Origin of the sequence: Cryobacterium tagatosivorans (genome assembly GCF_004402215.1) — a bacterium.
GTDB classification, from domain to species: domain Bacteria; phylum Actinomycetota; class Actinomycetes; order Actinomycetales; family Microbacteriaceae; genus Cryobacterium; species Cryobacterium tagatosivorans.
The window spans coordinates 20,401-36,986 of sequence record NZ_SOEZ01000073.1 but is presented as its reverse complement, the minus strand read 5'-3'; the positions used below and the strand labels follow the sequence as shown (position 1 = coordinate 36,986).

Below are 16,586 nucleotides of genomic sequence, written 5' to 3'. Positions count from 1 at the left end.
AAAACCATGACGACAACCCGCACCGCGTCCCACACCGAACCGCAAACGTCCCTGCGCCAGGGGCGCCTGGGTGTCATCGGAATTGTCTTTTTCGTCGTCGCCGCCGCGGCCCCGCTGGTCGGGATGACCGGGGCCGTTCCGGTGGCCATCGTGCTCGGTAACGGGGCGGCGGCTCCCGGCGCCTACCTCGTCGTCGGCATCACCCTGCTCCTGTTCAGCGTCGGCTACGCGGCGATGAGCCAGCGGGTCACGAATGCGGGGGCCTTCTTCGCCTACATCGGCCGCGGCCTCGGGAAGCATCTCGGCGGGGCGTCGGCCTTCGTGTCGATCCTGGCGTACCTCGCCATCCAGCTGGCCATCTACGGATTCTTCGGCGCGGTCATGTCCGGGCAGGTCGGGCTCCTGCCCTGGTGGGGCTGGTCTCTCCTGTCGTGGGCCGTCGTGACCCTGCTCTCGCTGTTGAGCGTGGACGTCGGGGCAAAGGTGCTCGGGGTGATGATGCTGCTCGAGGTGGGGGCCCTGGTCGTCACCTCGGTGGCCATCCTCGTTGACGGTGGCCCGGAGGGCGTCAATGTCTGGGCATCCTTCGACCCCGCGGCGATCGTCGCCGGCGGGCTCGCGGGCTCGGCCGGCATCGCGTTCGCCTTCGCGTTCGCCTCCTTCATCGGGTTCGAGGCCACCGCCATCTACGGCGAGGAGTCGAAGGACCCGAAGAAGGTCGTGCCGCGCGCGACCTACCTCGCGGTGGGGCTCATCACGGCCCTCTTCGCGCTGACCGCGTTCGCGATGGTGACCGGTATGGGCGCGTCGACCGTGGTCGAGAAGACCGTGGAGCTCTCGATGGTCGGCGACGTGCCCCTCGCCGACCCGGCGGCCGTGCTGTTCGCCCTGGCCACCCAGTATGTCGGACCGTGGATGGCCACGGTCATGAGCATCCTCGTGCTCTCCAGCCTCTTCGCCGGCCTGCTGGCATTCCAGAATTCCGCCAGCCGCTACCTGTTCGCGCTCGGTCGCGGCGGCGCGCTGCCGAAGCCGCTCAGCCGGGTCAACGGCCGCGGCGCCCCCGCGGCGGCCTCCATCGTCACGTCGGTGTTGACCGGGCTCGTGATCGCCGTGTTCGCCATTTTCCAGTTGGACCCGGTACTGAACCTGTTCTTCTGGTTCAGCGGCCTCGCCGTGATCTCCATCGTGCTGATCGAGATTCTCGTCTGCGTCGCGATCATCGTCTATTTCCACCGGAACAAGGGCAGCGAGAACGTCTTCCAGACGCTGATCGCGCCGATCCTGGCGACCATCGGCCTGGTGCTCGGCGAATACCTCCTGATGAGCCGGTTCGGGCTGCTCGCCGGGACCGTGGCGGAGGGAGTCGACCCGACGGTGACGGCGTGGGGGCTGAGCCCGATCGGCTGGGTCCTGGTCGCCCTGCCATTCGCGCTGCTCGCCGGCGGCTACGCGGTGCTGCGCGCCGGGAAGACCGAGAACGACGCGCTGGTCAGGGACGTCTTGTCCTAGAAACCGCTGTGCCGGATGCCCCAGCGCACGGTCCAGGTCTCCCCCGGCGCCAGCCGGCGGAGACCTGCTCCGCTGTTGAAGGCGTTGGCGGGCGCCGTCATCGGCTCGATGGCGACGGCCTGCCCGCGGACCGGTTCGCCGGCACCGGTGCTGACCGGGAAGTTCCGCGGCGTGAAGACCTGCACGTAGCCCATGTTCTCGTCGCCCCAGAGCACGACCCGGCGTCCGTCCGGTGCGGTGAGCGAGTGCTCCGCCCGCCCGTTCGTGAAAGTGACGCCGCCGAAGCCGTCGTCGAGGTCGAGGTCCCGGACCGGCCGGCCGGCGCGGAGGTCGAACGGGGTGCCGTCGACCGGCGTCTCGCCGACCGGGTTCAGCCGGTCGTCGACGTCGATGTGGGTCCCGGCCGCGACCCGCAGCGTGAGGTCGCCGGTGGGCACGTCGCCGATCTTCAGGTACGGGTGGGCGCCGAGGGCGACCGGGGCATCCGCCTGGCCGACGTTCCGCAGCACGTGGGTGACCTCGAGGCCGTCGTCGGCCAGGGCGTAGGTGACCTCGGTGTCGAGCTGGAACGGGTAGCCGGTCTGCGGGAAGACGGTGGCACCGAGGGTGACCGATCCCGCCGTGCGGGCGAGCTCGCGGTAGGGAGTGAACCGGAGAAGTCCGTGGCTGGCGTTGTGCAGGGCCGGCTCGGTCAGCGCGAGTTCCCGCTTCACGCCGTCGTGAAGCCAGATGCCGTCGCGGATGCGGTTGGGCCACGGCACGAGCACGATGCCGGCGGCCTTGGGCGGAACCGACTCGGCCGGGAACGTCTCGACCAGGTCTATGCCGCCCACGGAATACGCCCGGAGGCCGGCCGCGACCTCGGTGATGGTCGCCGTGGCCGGCCCGCTCGGCGTCGCCGCCGTCAATTCGTACTGGTGTCCCGTTGCCGCTCGCATGGGTTCAGCCTATTCCGGCGCGGCGGCCCGGACGCTAGCCCTTCGACGCCGCGTTGATCGTGATCGTGTCGAGCCCGCCGTCCGAGACGCCCCAGGCCGAGAGGATTTCGGCGTAGGAGCCGTCGTCGACCATGGACTGCAGCGCCGCCTGCACGGCCTCGGCCATGCCGGAATCCTTCGCGACCGCCATGCCGTAGGGCGCGGCGTCGAAGGTCTCCCCAGCGGTCTGCAGCTTGCCCTTGAGCTGTTCGATCGCGTACAGGGTGACGGGCGAGTCGGCGGTGAAGGCGTCGGCCTGCCCGAGCGTCACGGCGTTGGCGGCGGCATCCTGGGTGTCCAGGGCGACCTTCTGGATCGGCTTCTTGCCGGCGGCGACGCAGGCGGCGCTCTTCTCCGGGATTTCGACGGTGTCCTGGTAGGTCGTCGACTGCACGGCGACCTTGAGTCCGCAGGCGTTGTCCGGGTCCACCGTCTTGCCGGTGGCCGAGGCCCACTGGATGCCGGCGGTGTAGTAGTTCACGAAGTCGACCTGCTTCTCCCGCTCCAGGTTGTCGGTGAAGGAGGACTGGCCGACGTCGATCGTGCCGCCGACGATGCCAGGGATGATGTTTTCGAACCGGGCGATCGTGTAGCTGGGGGTCAGCCCGAGCTTCGCCGCAATCGCGTCGCTGACCTCGATGGCCCAGCCGATGGGCTCGCCCGCATCGTTCTTGAATTCGTTGGGCGCGTAGTTCGGGCTCGTCCCGAAGACGAGCGTGCCCGCCTTCGCGAGCGAGTCCGGCAGGAGCGCGGCGGCCGCGTCATCCTTCTCGACGACCGCGCCGGAGGGCGTCCCGCTTCCCTCGGCGCTCGGCGCGGAATTGTCGACACAGCCGGTGAGCATCAGTGTGGCGATTGCAGCGAGGGCGGGGAGTGCATGACGAGCGCGCATGGACGTTCCTTCGGTTGGGAGTGCTCCTCACCCTAGGGGACGACGGCCGTGGCCCTTCCGCCGGTGATGCGCAGCAGTTCCTCGAACGTGGTCGGGAACACCGTGTGGGCATGGCCGGCGGCCGCCCAGACGACGGGGTGGTCGGCGAGTGCGACATCCACCAGGGTGCGCACCGGCGACGGATGCCCCACCGGCGCGACCCCGCCGATCACCTGCCCGGTGGCCTGCTTGACGACGTCCTTGGACGCCCGCCCGATCGTGCCGCCCAGCTGCTCCCCCAGCCACACGGCATCGACCCGGTGCGCGCCGCTGGTGAGCACGAGGAGCGGCTGCCCGTCGAGGGTGAAGATGAGCGAGTTGGCGATCGCGCCGACGTCGATGCCGAGGGCCCCTGCGGCCGCCTGCGCGGTGGTGGCGGCCTCGTCGAACCAGCGGATCTCCGGGTGGAGGCCGTGCTCACCGAGCGCGCCGCGAACGAGGTCGACGGCCGGATGCATGCGATTCACCATGCCCGAAAGTCTAAACCGCGGCCACGACTAGGCTGCGGGTATGGCAATCGATCCTTCCGCGCGCATCATCGCGCTCCCGAACATCCCCGCCCCGAGCGTCGCCGACTCCGCCTTCGTGGCGTCCGGGGCCATCCTTGTGGGCCGGGTCACCCTTCTCGATCGGGCCAGCGTCTGGTACAACTCCGTGCTCCGCGCCGAGGCGGAGCCGATCACGATCGGCGAGGGCTCGAACCTGCAGGACAACGTGTCCTGCCACGTCGACGGCGGCTACCCGCTGACGGTCGGGCGCAACGTCTCGGTCGGCCATGGCGCGGTGCTGCACGGCTGCACGATCGAGGACGATGTGCTGGTCGGGATGGCGTCGACCGTGATGAACGGCGCCGTGATCGGCGCCGGCTCGCTCGTCGCCGCCGGGGCCGTCGTGCTCGAGGGCACCGTGGTTCCCCCCGGCTCGCTGGTCGCCGGGGTCCCCGGCAAGGTGCGACGGCTCCTCACGGACGAGGAGATCGCCGGGAACCGCCACAACGCCGAGGTGTACCTCGCGCACTCCGCCCTGCACCGGTCGGCGATCCAGGACTGATCCGCGACCAGCCCGGCCGGCAGCCCGGCTAGGGCAGCACGATCGGCGCGAGTTCCTCCCAGAGGTCCCCTGGTCCGGGATTCTCGGCGGCGGACCGGCCGCCGAGGTGCTTGACCGTTCCCCAGACCGCGTTGAGGGCGGTCGTGACGGCGCCCTCGGCCCAGCCGGCGGTGAACGAGATGTCATCCCCGGCGAGGAAGATTCCGCGCTGGGCGTCGGGCAGGTGGTCCTGCATGAAGTGGCCGAAGAGGCGTTCCTGATACCGGTAGTGGCCGGGGAGGTTGTTCTTGAACGCCCCCATGAAGTTGGGGTCGGCCTCCCAGGAAACGGTGATCGGTTCGCCGACGATGTGCGAGCCGATGTCCAGCTTGGGGTAGATCTGACGCAGTGAGTGCAGCATCAGGGTCGTCCGCTCGTCGGCGCTGAGGGAGAGCCACTTGAGCGCGTCGTCGTTCCAGGTGTAGGAGAGCAGGATCACCGCGGGCTTGTCCGGTCCGTCGTCGATCAGGTAGGTGGCCCGCGGCAGCCGGTCGGTGAGGGTCATGCTGAGCACATGGCGGCCGGTCTCGGGGTCGATGTCGTTCCAGAACGGGCGGTCGACCATGACGAACGTCTTCGACGACTGCATGTAGTGGCTGCGTTCGATCGCGGTCCACAGCCGCGGCGGGAACAGCCCCTCTTCGGTGTCGATGCGCGCGGAGAGCAGCCACGACTGGCAGGTCACGATGGCGGCCTCGAACTCGCTGGTCGCTCCCCACTTCTCACCGATCCGGATGCCGCCGCCCTCACCGCGCCGGATGGAGGCCACGGCGCCGCGCGGCACTCCGTTGTGCAGGCTGGACAGCGTGGTCCCGGCCGGCCAGTGCGCGATGTTCTCCGGCGCGTGCGTCCAGAGCCCGTCCGGCAGTCGCTGCGCGCCGCCCACGATGCGGCGGTGCTTGTCGTCGGCGTCGGTGAAGACGACCCGGAGGATCTCGAGGATCGAATTGGAGAAGTCGGTGTCCCAGCCGCCGGTGCCGAATCCGACCTGCCCGAACGCCTCGCGGTGGGCGAAGCTCTTCTCCCGGAAGGCCGCGCTGCCGCCGATGAAGCCGTAGAACGTCTGCTCGTCGAGCTCGGCCACGAGCCGGTTCCAGATCTGCTTGATCCCCGTGACATCGCGTCGCCGGATCGCCCCCTGGATCGCGGCGAGATCCGCCTCTTCGAGCAGGGCGCGGCGCCAGGCATCCGCCACCTCGGTGAAGAACGGCGGAAGGTCCGCGTCCGTCTCCGCGTACCACGATTCGCCCTCGAGCTCGATGAGCGTGCTCGGCGTCACGTCCGAGAGCCGATTCGGGAAGTCGAGGGTCTCGAGGCCGACCGTGTCGACGTAGTGGTAGAAGGCCCGACCAGACTCGGGGAACCGCATTCCGCCGAGGTCGGCGACGACACCCGGTGCAGCGGCGAAGCCCTCGGTCTTCAGCCGCCCGCCGATCCGATCGGCCTCGTAAACGACCGGGTGCAGGCCGAGCTTGAGCAGCTCGTAGGCGGCAATCACGCCCGACAGGCCGGCCCCGATGACGGCGACTTTCGTGCCGTACTTGAGCTCGGGCACCTCGCCGAGCCCGGCCGGATGCGCCAGGTAGTGGTCGTAGCTGAACGGGAAGTCCGGGTTCAGCATCGTGATCGGCGGCCCGCCGGTCTCGCCGGAGAGGGGGGTGTGCGGCAGATTGGTGGCCAGCGTCATTGCTTACGTTTCCTGATTCGTGCGGGTCTGTTCCCAGGCTCGGTAGAGCCCGGGTCTGCGGTCGGCGAGGTAGTCGACGTCCACGTCGGGGATCGAGAGGTCGGCGTAGACGAGGCCGGTGGTGGTCCCCGCGTCCACGAGGAGGTTGCCGTCCGGCCCGGCGACGACGCTGGCGCCGGCCAGGTCGAGGCCGTCCTCGACGCCGACATGGTTCGAATAGGCGACGGTCAGGGAGTTCTCCAGGGCGCGGGCGGGGACGAGCACCCGGGCGACGTTCTCATAGCCGGCCGTGAGGGCGGTCGGCACGAGCACGACCTGGGCGCCGCGGACCGCCGCGGCACGCACCGTCTCCGGGAACTCAACGTCGTAGCAGACCAGCAGCGCCATCCGCAGGCCCAGCAGCTCCGCGACCTGGGGCGCTTCCGTTCCGGCCCGGAAACTGGACGCCTCCTCCGGCCCGAAAAGATGGGACTTGGCGTAGCCGAGAATGACCGTGCCGGCCTTGTCGACGAGGGTCGCCGTGATCTGCCGCTCGGCGGCCGGGCCCGGTCCGGGCAGGCTGAAGGCGAGCGCGATGCCCCGGTTGGCCGCGATCGCCCGAAGCGCCTCGTGGGCTTCCGCGACGCCGGCCTCCGAGACGGACGCGGCGATCCGGCCGGGGGCGTAGCCGGTGGCGAACAGTTCCGGGGTGAGCAGGAGGTCCGCGCCGGCTTCGCTCGCCTCGAGGGCGGCGGCGTCGACCAGGGCCAGGTTCGCCGCTATCGCCAGCGGCTCCGCGCGCGCCTGGAGCATGGCCAGCCTGACGCTCTGCCTGTCGTGCCTGGGCTGGTGCTCCACCGGACCTCCTCGGTCGCTGGTCTCCATCTTCCCCCGGATGCCGCCCGGGGGCGCCCGCTACTTGCGGAGGGCCTGTTCGGCGGCCTTGACCACATTGCCGAGCAGCATGGCGCGCGTCATCGGTCCGACTCCGCCGGGGTTGGGCGAGAGGTGGCCGGCGACGGCCGCGACATCCGGATGCACGTCCCCGGTCAGCGTGCCCTTGCCGGTCGCCGGGTCGGTCACCCGGGTGATGCCGACGTCGAGCACGGCGGCCCCCGGCTTGACCCAGTCGGCCCGGACGAGGTGCGGCACGCCGACGGCGGCGACGACGATGTCCGCGCGGCGAACCTCGTCGGCCAGGTCGACCGTGCGGGAGTGGGTGAGCGTCACCGTGGCATCCAGCCCCTTGCGGGTGAACAGCAGGCCGAGCGGGCGGCCGACGGTGAGCCCGCGGCCGATCACGACGACCTTGCGGCCCACGATCGGCACCTCGTAGCGGCGCAGCAGCTCGACGATGCCCGCCGGGGTGCAGGGCAGCGGCGAGTTCAGTTCGCCCTCGATGCCGAGCACGAGCCGGCCGAGGTTGGTCGGGTGCAGCCCGTCGGCGTCCTTGGCCGGGTCGATCAGTTCGAGCATGGCGTTGTCGTTGTGGCCGACCGGCAGCGGCAGCTGGATGATGTACCCGGTCACCTCGCGGCTCGAGTTGAGGTCGGCGATCGCGGCGCGCACGTCGGCCGAGGTCGCCGAGGCGGGCAGGTCGATCCGGATCGACTCGATGCCGACCTCGGCGCAGTCCCGGTGCTTGCCCGCGACGTACGAGCGGGAGCCGGGGTCGTCGCCGACGAGCAGCGTGCCGAGGCCCGGAACGACGCCGTGCGAGCGGAGGGCCGAGATGCGTTCGGCCAGCTCGGCCTTGACGGCCGACGCCGTGGCGACGCCGTCGAGGACGACAGCCGTCACTGCTGCAGGCCCGGGTAGAGCGGGAACGCCTCGGTGAGGACCTTCACCCGGGCGCGGAGGGCCGGGATGTCGGCGTCGGGCTTGAGCGCCTCGGCGATCACGTCGGCGACGACGGTGAACTCGGCGTCGCCGAAGCCGCGGGTGGCCAGGGCCGGCGTGCCGATCCGCAGGCCGCTGGTGACCATCGGCGGGCGCGGGTCGAACGGCACGGCGTTGCGGTTGACGGTGATGCCGACCTCGTGCAGCGCGTCCTCGGCCTGCTGGCCGTTGATCGGCGAGTTGCGGAGGTCGGCGAGCACGAGGTGCACGTCGGTTCCGCCGGTGAGCACGTCGACGCCGCCGGCCTTGGAGTCGTCGGCGGTGAGCCGGTCGGCGAGGATGCTGGCGCCGCGCAGGGTGCGCTCCTGGCGCTCCTTGAACTCGGGTTCGCCGGCGAGCTTGAACGCGGTGGCCTTCGCGGCGATGACGTGCATGAGCGGCCCGCCCTGCTGGCCGGGGAACACGTTGGAGTTGAGCTTCCGGGCCAGCTGCATGTCGCGGGAGAGGATGAAGCCCGAGCGGGGACCGGCGAGGGTCTTGTGCACGGTGCTCGAGACGACGTCGGCGTGGGGCACCGGGGACGGGTGCAGCCCGGCGGCGACAAGGCCGGCGAAGTGGGCCATGTCGACCCAGAGCAGCGCGCCGACCTCGTCGGCGATGTTGCGGAAGGCCGCGAAGTCGAGGTGGCGCGGGTAGGCAGACCAGCCGGCGATGATGACCTTCGGCTTGTGCTCGAGGGCCTTGTCGCGCACAACGTCCATGTCGACGCGGAAGGTCTCCGGGTCGACGCCGTAGGCGACCGGGTTGTACAGCTTGCCGGAGAAGTTGAGCTTCATGCCGTGGGTGAGGTGGCCGCCGTGGGCGAGTTCGAGGCCGAGGATCGTGTCGCCGGGGGTGGCGATCGCGGCGAGCACCGCGGCGTTCGCGGTCGCACCGGAGTGCGGCTGGACGTTGGCGTACTCGGCGCCGAAGAGGGCCTTGGCCCGGTCGATCGCGAGCTGCTCGGCGACGTCGACATACTCGCAGCCGCCGTAGTAGCGGCGTCCCGGGTAGCCCTCGGCGTACTTGTTGGTCAGGACGGACCCCTGCGACTGCAGGACGGCGCGCGGAACGAAGTTCTCGCTCGCGATCATCTCGAGGTAGTCGCGCTGGCGACCGAGTTCCTGCTCGAGGACGGCGGCGATCTCTGGGTCAACGTCCTGCAGGGAATCGTTGAACGTGGAGGGCACGGAGTTGGCTGGCACGGGGGTCTCCTTAGACATATCGGTGGATGCTGCGGCCCAGGCGTGCGGCCACTAACCGTGTCAGTCGCTCCCCGATGGTGACCCATCTTCGTGCTACGCCAGTTGCGACAGTGCGATCCTATCAGCCCGGGCGGGATCGTCGTCATGCGGCCCTCCCGGCTTGTCAGGTCAGAGTGTCGGGTCCAGTCTACCGGGCGGCGGCCGGCCGGCTCAGGTCGCCCGCCGGCGGACGATCCGGCCGCTGACCAGCGCGAGCGTGAACGCGGCGACGAGGATGCCGGCGTAGACGAACGGGACGACCTCGAGCCCGACGGTGTCGAGCAGCACGGCGCCGAGGAGGGCGCCGCCGCCGATCCCGGTATTGAACGCGGTCGTGTAGAACGCGCTCGCGGTGTCGCGGATGCGGTGCGAGGCGGCGTGCAGGAGCCTGGTCTGCATCAGCGGGGGCAGGACGCCGAAGGCGAGCCCCCAGAGAACGAACGCGGTGACCGCCACCGGCAGCGTTTCGGTGGACACGGCGAGCACGGTGACGCTGACCGCGGCGAGCGCGAGGCTGATCAGCAGGCCGCGCTGCGGCCGCGGGCCGAAGACCGTGCCGGCGAGGATGAGGCCGACCACACCGGCGATGCCGAAGAGGAAGAGCAGGGGCGCGACGTCGCCGCTCCGGACCCCCACCTGCTCGATCAGGAACGGGGCGATGTAGGTGTAGAAGGTGAAGTGGCCGATCATCGTCACCGCCGTGATGACGCAGACCAGCACGACGGCGGGCACCGTGGGGTCCCGGCGGGGCGGGGCCGCGCCGGGAGCGGATGCCGCGGCATCCCTCGTGCCGGCAGCCTTCTTGCCGGCGTGGTGCTCGACCGGCGGCAGGAGCCGCCAGACCAGCACGGCCCCGGCGAGCATGAGCCCGGCGAGCACGGCGAACGACAGGCGCCAGCCGAGGAGTTGCCCGGCGGCCGTCGCCACCGGGACGCCGAACACGAAGGCCACCGTGCCGCCGGCGATCGTGATCGACACGGCGCGGCCGATCTGCTCCTTGGGCACCAGGTGCGCGGCATACGCGCCGACGACCGACCAGAAGAGCCCGTGCGCCATCCCGCCGACCACCCGGGAGACGACGAGGAACTCGTAGGTCGGGGCAACGGCGGTGAGCACGTTGCCCAGCGCGAACGCGATCAGCACGGCCACGATCAGCCCATGCCGGGGCAGGCGGCGGGTCAGGTGCGCGAGCCCAGTGCTCGTGAGCACCACGGTGAAGGCGAACCAGCTGACCAGCAGCCCGATCCGGGACTGGGTGACGTCGAGGTCGCGGCTCATCTCGGGCAGCAGCCCGGTCGGCAGCATCTCGGACGTCACCGAGAGGAAGACGGCGGAGGAGAGCGTGATCAGGCCGAGCCAGGGGAAGACAGCCGGGCTGCGGAGCGGAACGTGGGGGGTGGTTTTCGACATGGGGGCTATGGCTCACGGACGGCGGATCCTGCCGTTCACACCGGTGGGCGGGGCAAGGATCGACTGCGCGCCGACGTGCGCGCCCGGGGCCGGGCGGATTCCGCCGGCCGGAAGCAGTCTAACCGACGGGGGCGCCGGCGCCGAGGGGCCGCTAATCTGGGGGCATGACCAGTAACCCGCCGCCGGTTGCCCACCACCACTGGGTGATCACGCTCGTCTGCGCCGACCAGCCCGGGATCGTGCACGCGGTGAGCGGGGCGATCGTCCGGGCCCGCGGGAACATCACCGAGAGCCAGCAGTTCTCCAGCGCCGACACGGGCCGGTTCTTCATGCGCCTCCAGGTGGAGTCCCCCGCCGACCGCGCGGAGCTCGAGACCGAGTTGGCGCCCGTGATCGAGCGCTACCGGATGACGCCCGTCATCGACGTCGTCGGCCGCCCGCTGCGCACGCTCGTGCTCGCCTCGACGGCCGGGCACTGCGTGAACGACCTGCTCTTCCGCCAGCGCGCCGGGCAGCTGCCGGTCGAGATCCCGCTGGTGCTCAGCAACCACGGTTCCCTCCGCGACCTGGTCGGCTTCTACGGTGTGCCCTTCGAGTCGCTGCCGATCACGGATGCCGCCAGCAAGGCCGCGTTCGAGGCTCGCGTCGTCGACGCGGTCGAGGAGAACGACATCGAGCTGGTGGTGCTCGCCCGGTACATGCAGATCCTCTCGCCCGGGCTGTGCGAACGCCTCGCCGGCCGGGCCATCAACATCCACCACTCCTTCCTGCCCGGGTTCAAGGGCGCGAACCCCTACAAGCAGGCGCACGCCCGCGGGGTGAAGCTGATCGGCGCGACCGCTCACTTCGTGACCGGCGACCTCGACGAGGGGCCGATCATCGAGCAGAACGTCGTCCGGGTGGACCATTCCCGCACCCCGGGCGAGCTCGTCGCGATCGGCCAGGACGAGGAGAGCCGCACGCTCACCCAGGCGGTCAAGTGGTACGCGGAGAACCGGGTGCTCGTCGACGGCGTCCGCACCATCATCTTCAGATAGTCCCGCGAAACCGCAGTTGTGCGCGCTATAAGGGCGTTTTAGCGCGCACAACTGCGGTTTCGCGGGGGCTGGGCGTCGGTAGGATTGGCGGGTGACGGACACCAGCGAGACGAAGATCGGCCCCAACGACATCCTGCGCTTCCTGCTGGAACTGTTCGCCTTCTTCAGCCTCGGCTTCTGGGGATTCGCCGGGTGGCCGCTGCCCTGGCCCGGCGTGCTCGTCGGCATCCTCGCCCCGGCCTTCGCGATCCTTCTCTGGGGCCTGTTCCGCTCCCCCAAGGCCGTCATCCGGCTCGACCCGTTCGGCAAGGCCGTGGTCGAGATCTGCGTCTTCGGCGCGGCGGCGCTCGCCTGGTGGGACCTCGGCCAGCCCGTCGTCGCCGCGGTCTTCGCGGTCGTCGCCACGGTCAGCGGCATCATTTCCGGCCGCAAGGAGCTCAGCTGACGCGCGCCTCCCGCGGCATCCGCAGCGCGTAGGCGGACGTCGCCAGGAACAGCAGGGCGCCCACCGCGAACGCGGCCGGGTAGGAGACGGTGTCGGCGAGCAGGCCGGCCACGAGCGGCCCGACGATGGCGCCGACGTCGGCGAACATCGAGAACACCGCCACCGGCCGTCCCCCGGATGCCCCCGCCGCGTCCCCGACGGCCGCGGCCGGCGCGGTGCCCATGAACGCCGCCGCCACGCCGTACAGGCAGAGCAGGCCCGTGAGCAGCCAGATATTGCCGGCGAAGGGCACGGCCAGGATCGTCACGGCCGCCAGGGCGAAGGCCCCGATCATCGCCGGGCGGCGGCCGACCAGGTCGACGAACCGGCCGGCCGGGGCGAGCGCGAGCGTCTGGGCGACGGCCGCGGCGGCGAAGGCGAGGCCCGTCCAGGAGCTGGGGCCCCGCAGCACCTCGACGACGAGCACGGGAATGAGGGAGTTGCGCACGCCGAACGACGTCCAGCCCTGCGAGAAGTTGGCCAGGCAGGCGGCGCGGAACCGGCGGTCGCGGAGCACCGTGCGGAACGGGATGCGCTCGGCCTGGCCGCCGGGGCCGGCGGCGACGCCGCGCGTGGCCGGGCGCAGCAGGAAGAGGCCGACCAGGCCGGCGACGGCGAGGGTGCCGGCGTAGAAGAAGAACGGGGCGGTGAGCGAGATCGTGGCCAGCAGCCCGCCGAGCGCGGGACCGGCCATGCCGCCGATCAGGAACCCGCCCTGGTAGAAACCGATCGCCCTTGCCCGGATGCCCGGCGACGTCGAGCCGAGCAGCAGCGTCATCGCCGACACGGTGAACATGGCCGAGCCGATGCCGCCCGCACCGCGCAGGAGAAGCAGCTGCGGGTAGTCCTGGGCGATGCCGACCAGTCCGCTGGAGACCGCGACGATTCCGATCCCGACGGCCAGGGTCGTGCGCTCGCCCCACCAGTCGATGAAGCGGCCGCAGAACGGGCTGGCGACGAGGCGCATCAGCGCGAACGCGGAGACGACGGCCCCGACCTCGACGTAGCCGACCCCGAAGCTGCGCACGTAGACGGGCAGCACAGGCACGACCACGCCGAAACCCACCATCACGAAGAACGCGATGACGCCGAGCACGTAGACGTCGCGGGAGAAGCGCGGCCTCCCCGCCTGGCGCCGGGGGCCGGGCAGAAAGTGGACGCGTCGCATCCCCTCAGATTAGGCGTTCAGCCGGGTGCCGCAACGCAACGAGGGCGACGGATGGTGTCATCCGTCGCCCTCGTCTGGCGGCCGAGCCGCCCGTTCCCCCTAGTTCTTCACCGACACGATCGTCGAGAAGCCGGAGGTGCCGTAGCGCACCAGGCCCAGGTAGTCCGTTCCGGCTGCCAGCCCGGACCAGGACGCCGTGTATGACGTCTGGACGCCCTGGACACCGTCGATGGAGGCCGGCACCGTGAAGGTTCCGACGCCGCCGTCCGGCATGACCGTGTAGGTGGTCAGGTCGTACTTGTCGGTGCCGCTGAAGACCGACACGATGACCTGGTAGTACCCGGCGGTCGGGTTCATCAGGTCGACGTGCTCGTCCGTCGCCGCGGTGGCCGACTGCCAGCCCGCGACCGCGGTGCCGCCCTTGCCGTCCAACCGGTAGACGATGAGGTCCAGGTCGGCGGCATCGGTGAGGGAGTCGAGGTCGAAGCGCTGCAGCGCCGTCCCCGCCGGAACCTGCACGTTGAAGGTGATCTCCGTGCCGGCGACTCCGTTACCGCTGTAGGCCTTGCCCGGGCCGCCCTTCTTCTCCTTGAGCTGCACGCCGGCCGCGAGGCCGTCGGTCGTCAGGGCGATCGGGCCGGTCGAACCCGGCGTCACGGCGATGCTCACGGAGCCGGACACGCCGGTTCCGGCGGCGTTGCCGGGCGCCTCGAGCGTGACGGGCTTGACCGCCAGGGGGCTGTGCACCACGGTTGTGCCGCTCGTCCAGTTCAGCGAACCGGTCGCGAACTTGTCGAGGGGCGCCGTCGTGCGGGTGAACGTCACCGTGTACGACTTGACCTGGCCGGCCGCATCGAAGACGAGCTCAGCCGGCGAGGTCACCGCGGTGATGCCGTCGAGCCCGATCACCGTGGGGGTGAAGGTGCCCGCCTGCGTGGACGTCACCGTGCGGGTGACCGTCTCGGCCTTGGTCAGGGATCCGATGCCGATGGACGCCAGGTTGAGGTTCGACGGGTCGACCGCGGTGACGTCGTCCGAGCCATCCCAGGTGTAGCCGGCGCCCTTGATGAAGGACCACCAGTCGCCCGCGCCGTTGAGGTAGACGAAGCCCGGGTTGAAGAACTTCGTCGGGTCGACGTGGCCCGCGCCCTGGGTGAACGGGTCGGTCACCGCCCCGCCGGTCGCGTTCTTCGTGTTGTAGGCGGTGGTCATGAACGCCGACTTCACCTCGGCCGGGGTGGCCGTGGGCTTCTCACCGAAGTACAGCGCGGCGAGGCCGGCCATGTGCGGTGAAGACATCGACGTTCCGGAGAGGAACTGGTACGTGCCGGCCTGGCCCGCTGCGTTGGCGCCGTCGGCCAGGATGGCGACACCGGGGGCCGAGATGTCCGGCTTGATGATGTCGCTGCCGTCGGCCAGCACGGGTCCGCGCGAGGAGAACCCGGCGACCTGCGGCGTGGGCGGCGTCGTGCCCAGCACGTTGCCGGGCGTGAGCGTGACCGTCGCACCGGCGGTGGCGGCGTAGGCAAAGGCCGTGGCGTAGGCGTCGCCGTTCAGGTGCACGGTCGGAACCGAGTGCTGGTCCAGGTCGAGCGAACTCGACGACGGGTTCACCAGCACCATGCCGATGCCGCCGGCGCGCAGGACCTCGGCCGACTTGTCGACGCGGGCGTACACGCCGCGTGCACAGAAGACGATCTTGCCGGCCACCTTGGTCGGGTCGAGCGAGTTCGGGCCGCAGAGCAGCGGGTCGACACCCCGGCGGGCGGCCACCAGGTCGCCGCGCACCAGGGAACCGGTCAGACCGGCCGTCGGGACAGTGATCGAGCCGCCGGCGTACTTCGCGCCGCTGCCGAAGGTGGCGGTGGCTTCGTAGCTCGGGATGGTGCTGGCCGCGACGGTGGTGATCCACGGAGAGGCGTTGTCCAGCGTCGAGGCCGCCGAACCGGAGTTGCCGGCCGAGGCTGCCACGAAGATGCCGGCGGATGCCGCCCCGAGGAAGGCGACGTCGGTGGCGGAGACCGTGGTCTGCGCCGCGCCGCCGCCGATGGAGAAGTTGATCACGTCGACGCCGTCGGCAGTGGCCTGGTCGATCGCGGCGACGAGGTCGCTGGTCGCGCATCCGTCGTCGTCCTGGCTGACCGGGTCCGGACCCGACCAGCAGACCTTGTACGCGGCGATCTTCGCCGCGGGGGCGACACCGGAGATGGTGCCGAAGTTGATTCCGCCCACGGATGCCGCGACGGCGTGGTTGCCCACGGCCGTGCTGCCCGTGTGCGAACCGTGTCCGTCGCCGTCGCGCGGGGAGACGTACTCGCCGACGCTCGCATTGCCGATCTGCGAGGCGCCGAAGCCGTTGACGTAGTACCGGGCCCCGACGATCTTCGTGCTGCAGTCGGAGGCGGCGAACTGCTCGCCGGTGACGCAGGCGCCGGTGAAGGTTCCGCCGTCGGCCTTTTTGAAGCTGATGCTGCCGTCGGCCGCGCGGTACGGTGCTGCGCCGGCCGTGGTTCCGAGCGGGGCGCCGGCGAACGAGGCGTTCTCCGGCGCGATGCCGGTGTCGACGATGCCGACGACGACACCGGCACCGGCGGTGGCGACACCGCCCGTGGACTCCCAGAGGCCGCCGAGGCCCGCGGAGTTGCCGAGGCCGAGGAACTCGGTCGAGGGCGTCGCCGTGATGTGGCGGATCGAGTCCTTCTCGAGCGAGAGCACCGCGCGGTTCGCGTAGAGCCTGGCGGCCTGGGCCGCTGTCAGGTTGGCGGCGAAGCCGTTGATCGCGGTGGTGAAGGAGTCGCTGATGCTCACTCCCGCGGAGGCCGCGATCTTCTTCTGCTGGGCCTTGAGGTAGCCGGCGTAGGCCGTGGCATTCTTCGACCGGGCGTCGAGCTGCTTTCCCTTGGCCGGTTTGGTCGGCGCGAATCCGTTCACCCCGCCGGCGTAGGTGGCGACGGCGCTGGCGGCCAGGGTCACCACGTAGCGGCCGCTCTCAAAGCTCGCGGCCGGCTTGGTCGTCGCCGCGCTGGTAGCGGGCGGGGCTGCGGCCGTAGCCGCGGTGCCGCCGAGGAGGGCCGCAGCGGCCACCATCCCGACGGTCAGGGTCACGGCGGTCGCGCTGCGCAGCAGCGCCCGGCCCGTTCGTGGTTCGTGTCCAGAGGAGCTGCGTCGCCGGGTTCGTAAGATCACGTGC

Annotated in this window: 14 protein-coding genes and 1 riboswitch; of the genes, 4 read left to right on the top strand and 10 right to left on the bottom strand. The window is 70.7% G+C overall.

Going from position 1 to position 16,586, the window contains the following annotated elements; translation table 11 throughout:
* Nucleotides 1–6 precede the first annotated feature (6 nt).
* Entirely contained in the window at nucleotides 7–1,512 is a 1,506-nt protein-coding gene (locus E3O23_RS15130) for an APC family permease (RefSeq protein ID WP_134492424.1), read from the top strand.
* Here the strand turns inward: E3O23_RS15130 and E3O23_RS15125 are convergent.
* The 3 genes from E3O23_RS15125 to E3O23_RS15115 are packed head-to-tail and all read right to left on the bottom strand — an operon-like array spanning nucleotide 1,509 to nucleotide 3,890.
* A complete protein-coding gene (locus tag E3O23_RS15125; protein WP_134492422.1) occupies nucleotides 1,509–2,450 on the bottom strand; it encodes an aldose 1-epimerase family protein in 942 nt (313 codons plus the stop codon). The two genes, E3O23_RS15130 and E3O23_RS15125, sit on opposite strands and share 4 nt — an antisense overlap.
* Before the next feature lie 34 nt (nucleotides 2,451–2,484).
* Nucleotides 2,485–3,381 (bottom strand): ABC transporter substrate-binding protein, encoded by an 897-nt coding sequence (locus tag E3O23_RS15120; protein ID WP_134492421.1) that lies wholly within the window; start codon nucleotides 3,379–3,381, stop codon nucleotides 2,485–2,487.
* A gap of 32 nt (nucleotides 3,382–3,413) precedes the next feature.
* The gene (locus tag E3O23_RS15115) at nucleotides 3,414–3,890 is read right to left on the bottom strand and encodes a YbaK/EbsC family protein (RefSeq protein ID WP_198415196.1); all 477 of its coding nucleotides are present in this window, start codon (nucleotides 3,888–3,890) and stop codon (nucleotides 3,414–3,416) included.
* A gap of 40 nt (nucleotides 3,891–3,930) precedes the next feature.
* Between E3O23_RS15115 and E3O23_RS15110 the strand changes: the two genes are divergently transcribed.
* Nucleotides 3,931–4,470 carry a gamma carbonic anhydrase family protein gene (locus tag E3O23_RS15110; RefSeq protein ID WP_134492419.1) on the top strand — a complete coding sequence of 180 codons (540 nt, stop codon included), beginning with the start codon at nucleotides 3,931–3,933 and terminating at the stop codon, nucleotides 4,468–4,470.
* A gap of 28 nt (nucleotides 4,471–4,498) precedes the next feature.
* Here E3O23_RS15110 and E3O23_RS15105 read toward each other — a convergent pair whose 3' ends face one another.
* The 5 genes from E3O23_RS15105 to E3O23_RS15085 form a co-directional block, all read right to left on the bottom strand.
* The gene (locus E3O23_RS15105) at nucleotides 4,499–6,196 is read right to left on the bottom strand and encodes a flavin monoamine oxidase family protein (protein WP_134492417.1); all 1,698 of its coding nucleotides are present in this window, start codon (nucleotides 6,194–6,196) and stop codon (nucleotides 4,499–4,501) included.
* Between the two features lie 3 nt (nucleotides 6,197–6,199).
* Nucleotides 6,200–7,033 (bottom strand): nitrilase-related carbon-nitrogen hydrolase, encoded by an 834-nt coding sequence (locus E3O23_RS15100; protein WP_241983500.1) that lies wholly within the window; start codon nucleotides 7,031–7,033, stop codon nucleotides 6,200–6,202.
* Nucleotides 7,034–7,090: 57 nt separating this feature from the next.
* Entirely contained in the window at nucleotides 7,091–7,975 is an 885-nt protein-coding gene (locus tag E3O23_RS15095; protein ID WP_134492414.1) for a bifunctional methylenetetrahydrofolate dehydrogenase/methenyltetrahydrofolate cyclohydrolase, read from the bottom strand.
* Nucleotides 7,972–9,258 carry a serine hydroxymethyltransferase gene (glyA, locus tag E3O23_RS15090; protein WP_277613943.1) on the bottom strand — a complete coding sequence of 429 codons (1,287 nt, stop codon included), beginning with the start codon at nucleotides 9,256–9,258 and terminating at the stop codon, nucleotides 7,972–7,974. The genes E3O23_RS15095 and glyA overlap by 4 nt, the downstream gene beginning before the upstream one ends.
* Nucleotides 9,259–9,285: 27 nt before the next feature.
* Nucleotides 9,286–9,374, bottom strand: a riboswitch (ZMP/ZTP riboswitch).
* Nucleotides 9,375–9,468: 94 nt separating this feature from the next.
* The gene (locus E3O23_RS15085) at nucleotides 9,469–10,707 is read right to left on the bottom strand and encodes an MFS transporter (RefSeq protein WP_134492410.1); all 1,239 of its coding nucleotides are present in this window, start codon (nucleotides 10,705–10,707) and stop codon (nucleotides 9,469–9,471) included.
* Nucleotides 10,708–10,871: 164 nt separating this feature from the next.
* Between E3O23_RS15085 and purU the strand changes: the two genes are divergently transcribed.
* Complete coding sequence (purU, locus tag E3O23_RS15080; protein ID WP_134492408.1) at nucleotides 10,872–11,744, top strand: formyltetrahydrofolate deformylase; 873 nt, start codon at nucleotides 10,872–10,874, stop codon at nucleotides 11,742–11,744.
* 91 nt (nucleotides 11,745–11,835) lie between these two features.
* Nucleotides 11,836–12,189 carry a YrdB family protein gene (locus tag E3O23_RS15075; protein ID WP_134492406.1) on the top strand — a complete coding sequence of 118 codons (354 nt, stop codon included), beginning with the start codon at nucleotides 11,836–11,838 and terminating at the stop codon, nucleotides 12,187–12,189.
* Here the strand turns inward: E3O23_RS15075 and E3O23_RS15070 are convergent.
* Together E3O23_RS15070 and E3O23_RS15065 are read right to left on the bottom strand one after the other, a co-directional pair.
* Nucleotides 12,182–13,396, bottom strand: coding sequence for an MFS transporter (locus E3O23_RS15070; protein ID WP_134492404.1), 1,215 nt, complete (start codon nucleotides 13,394–13,396; stop codon nucleotides 12,182–12,184). The genes E3O23_RS15075 and E3O23_RS15070 overlap by 8 nt on opposite strands.
* Nucleotides 13,397–13,495: 99 nt before the next feature.
* Entirely contained in the window at nucleotides 13,496–16,582 is a 3,087-nt protein-coding gene (locus E3O23_RS15065) for a S8 family serine peptidase (protein WP_241983499.1), read from the bottom strand.
* Nucleotides 16,583–16,586 lie beyond the last annotated feature (4 nt).

Coding starts and splice junctions, on each gene's coding strand:
- E3O23_RS15085 (WP_134492410.1), bottom strand. CDS start 10,707: ATGTCGAAAACCACCCCCCACGTTCCGCTCCGCAGCCCGGCTGTCTTC.
- E3O23_RS15070 (WP_134492404.1), bottom strand. CDS start 13,396: ATGCGACGCGTCCACTTTCTGCCCGGCCCCCGGCGCCAGGCGGGGAGG.
- E3O23_RS15130 (WP_134492424.1), top strand. CDS start 7: ATGACGACAACCCGCACCGCGTCCCACACCGAACCGCAAACGTCCCTG.
- E3O23_RS15125 (WP_134492422.1), bottom strand. CDS start 2,450: ATGCGAGCGGCAACGGGACACCAGTACGAATTGACGGCGGCGACGCCG.
- E3O23_RS15105 (WP_134492417.1), bottom strand. CDS start 6,196: ATGACGCTGGCCACCAATCTGCCGCACACCCCCCTCTCCGGCGAGACC.
- E3O23_RS15115 (WP_198415196.1), bottom strand. CDS start 3,890: ATGGTGAATCGCATGCATCCGGCCGTCGACCTCGTTCGCGGCGCGCTC.
- E3O23_RS15110 (WP_134492419.1), top strand. CDS start 3,931: ATGGCAATCGATCCTTCCGCGCGCATCATCGCGCTCCCGAACATCCCC.
- purU (WP_134492408.1), top strand. CDS start 10,872: ATGACCAGTAACCCGCCGCCGGTTGCCCACCACCACTGGGTGATCACG.
- E3O23_RS15120 (WP_134492421.1), bottom strand. CDS start 3,381: ATGCGCGCTCGTCATGCACTCCCCGCCCTCGCTGCAATCGCCACACTG.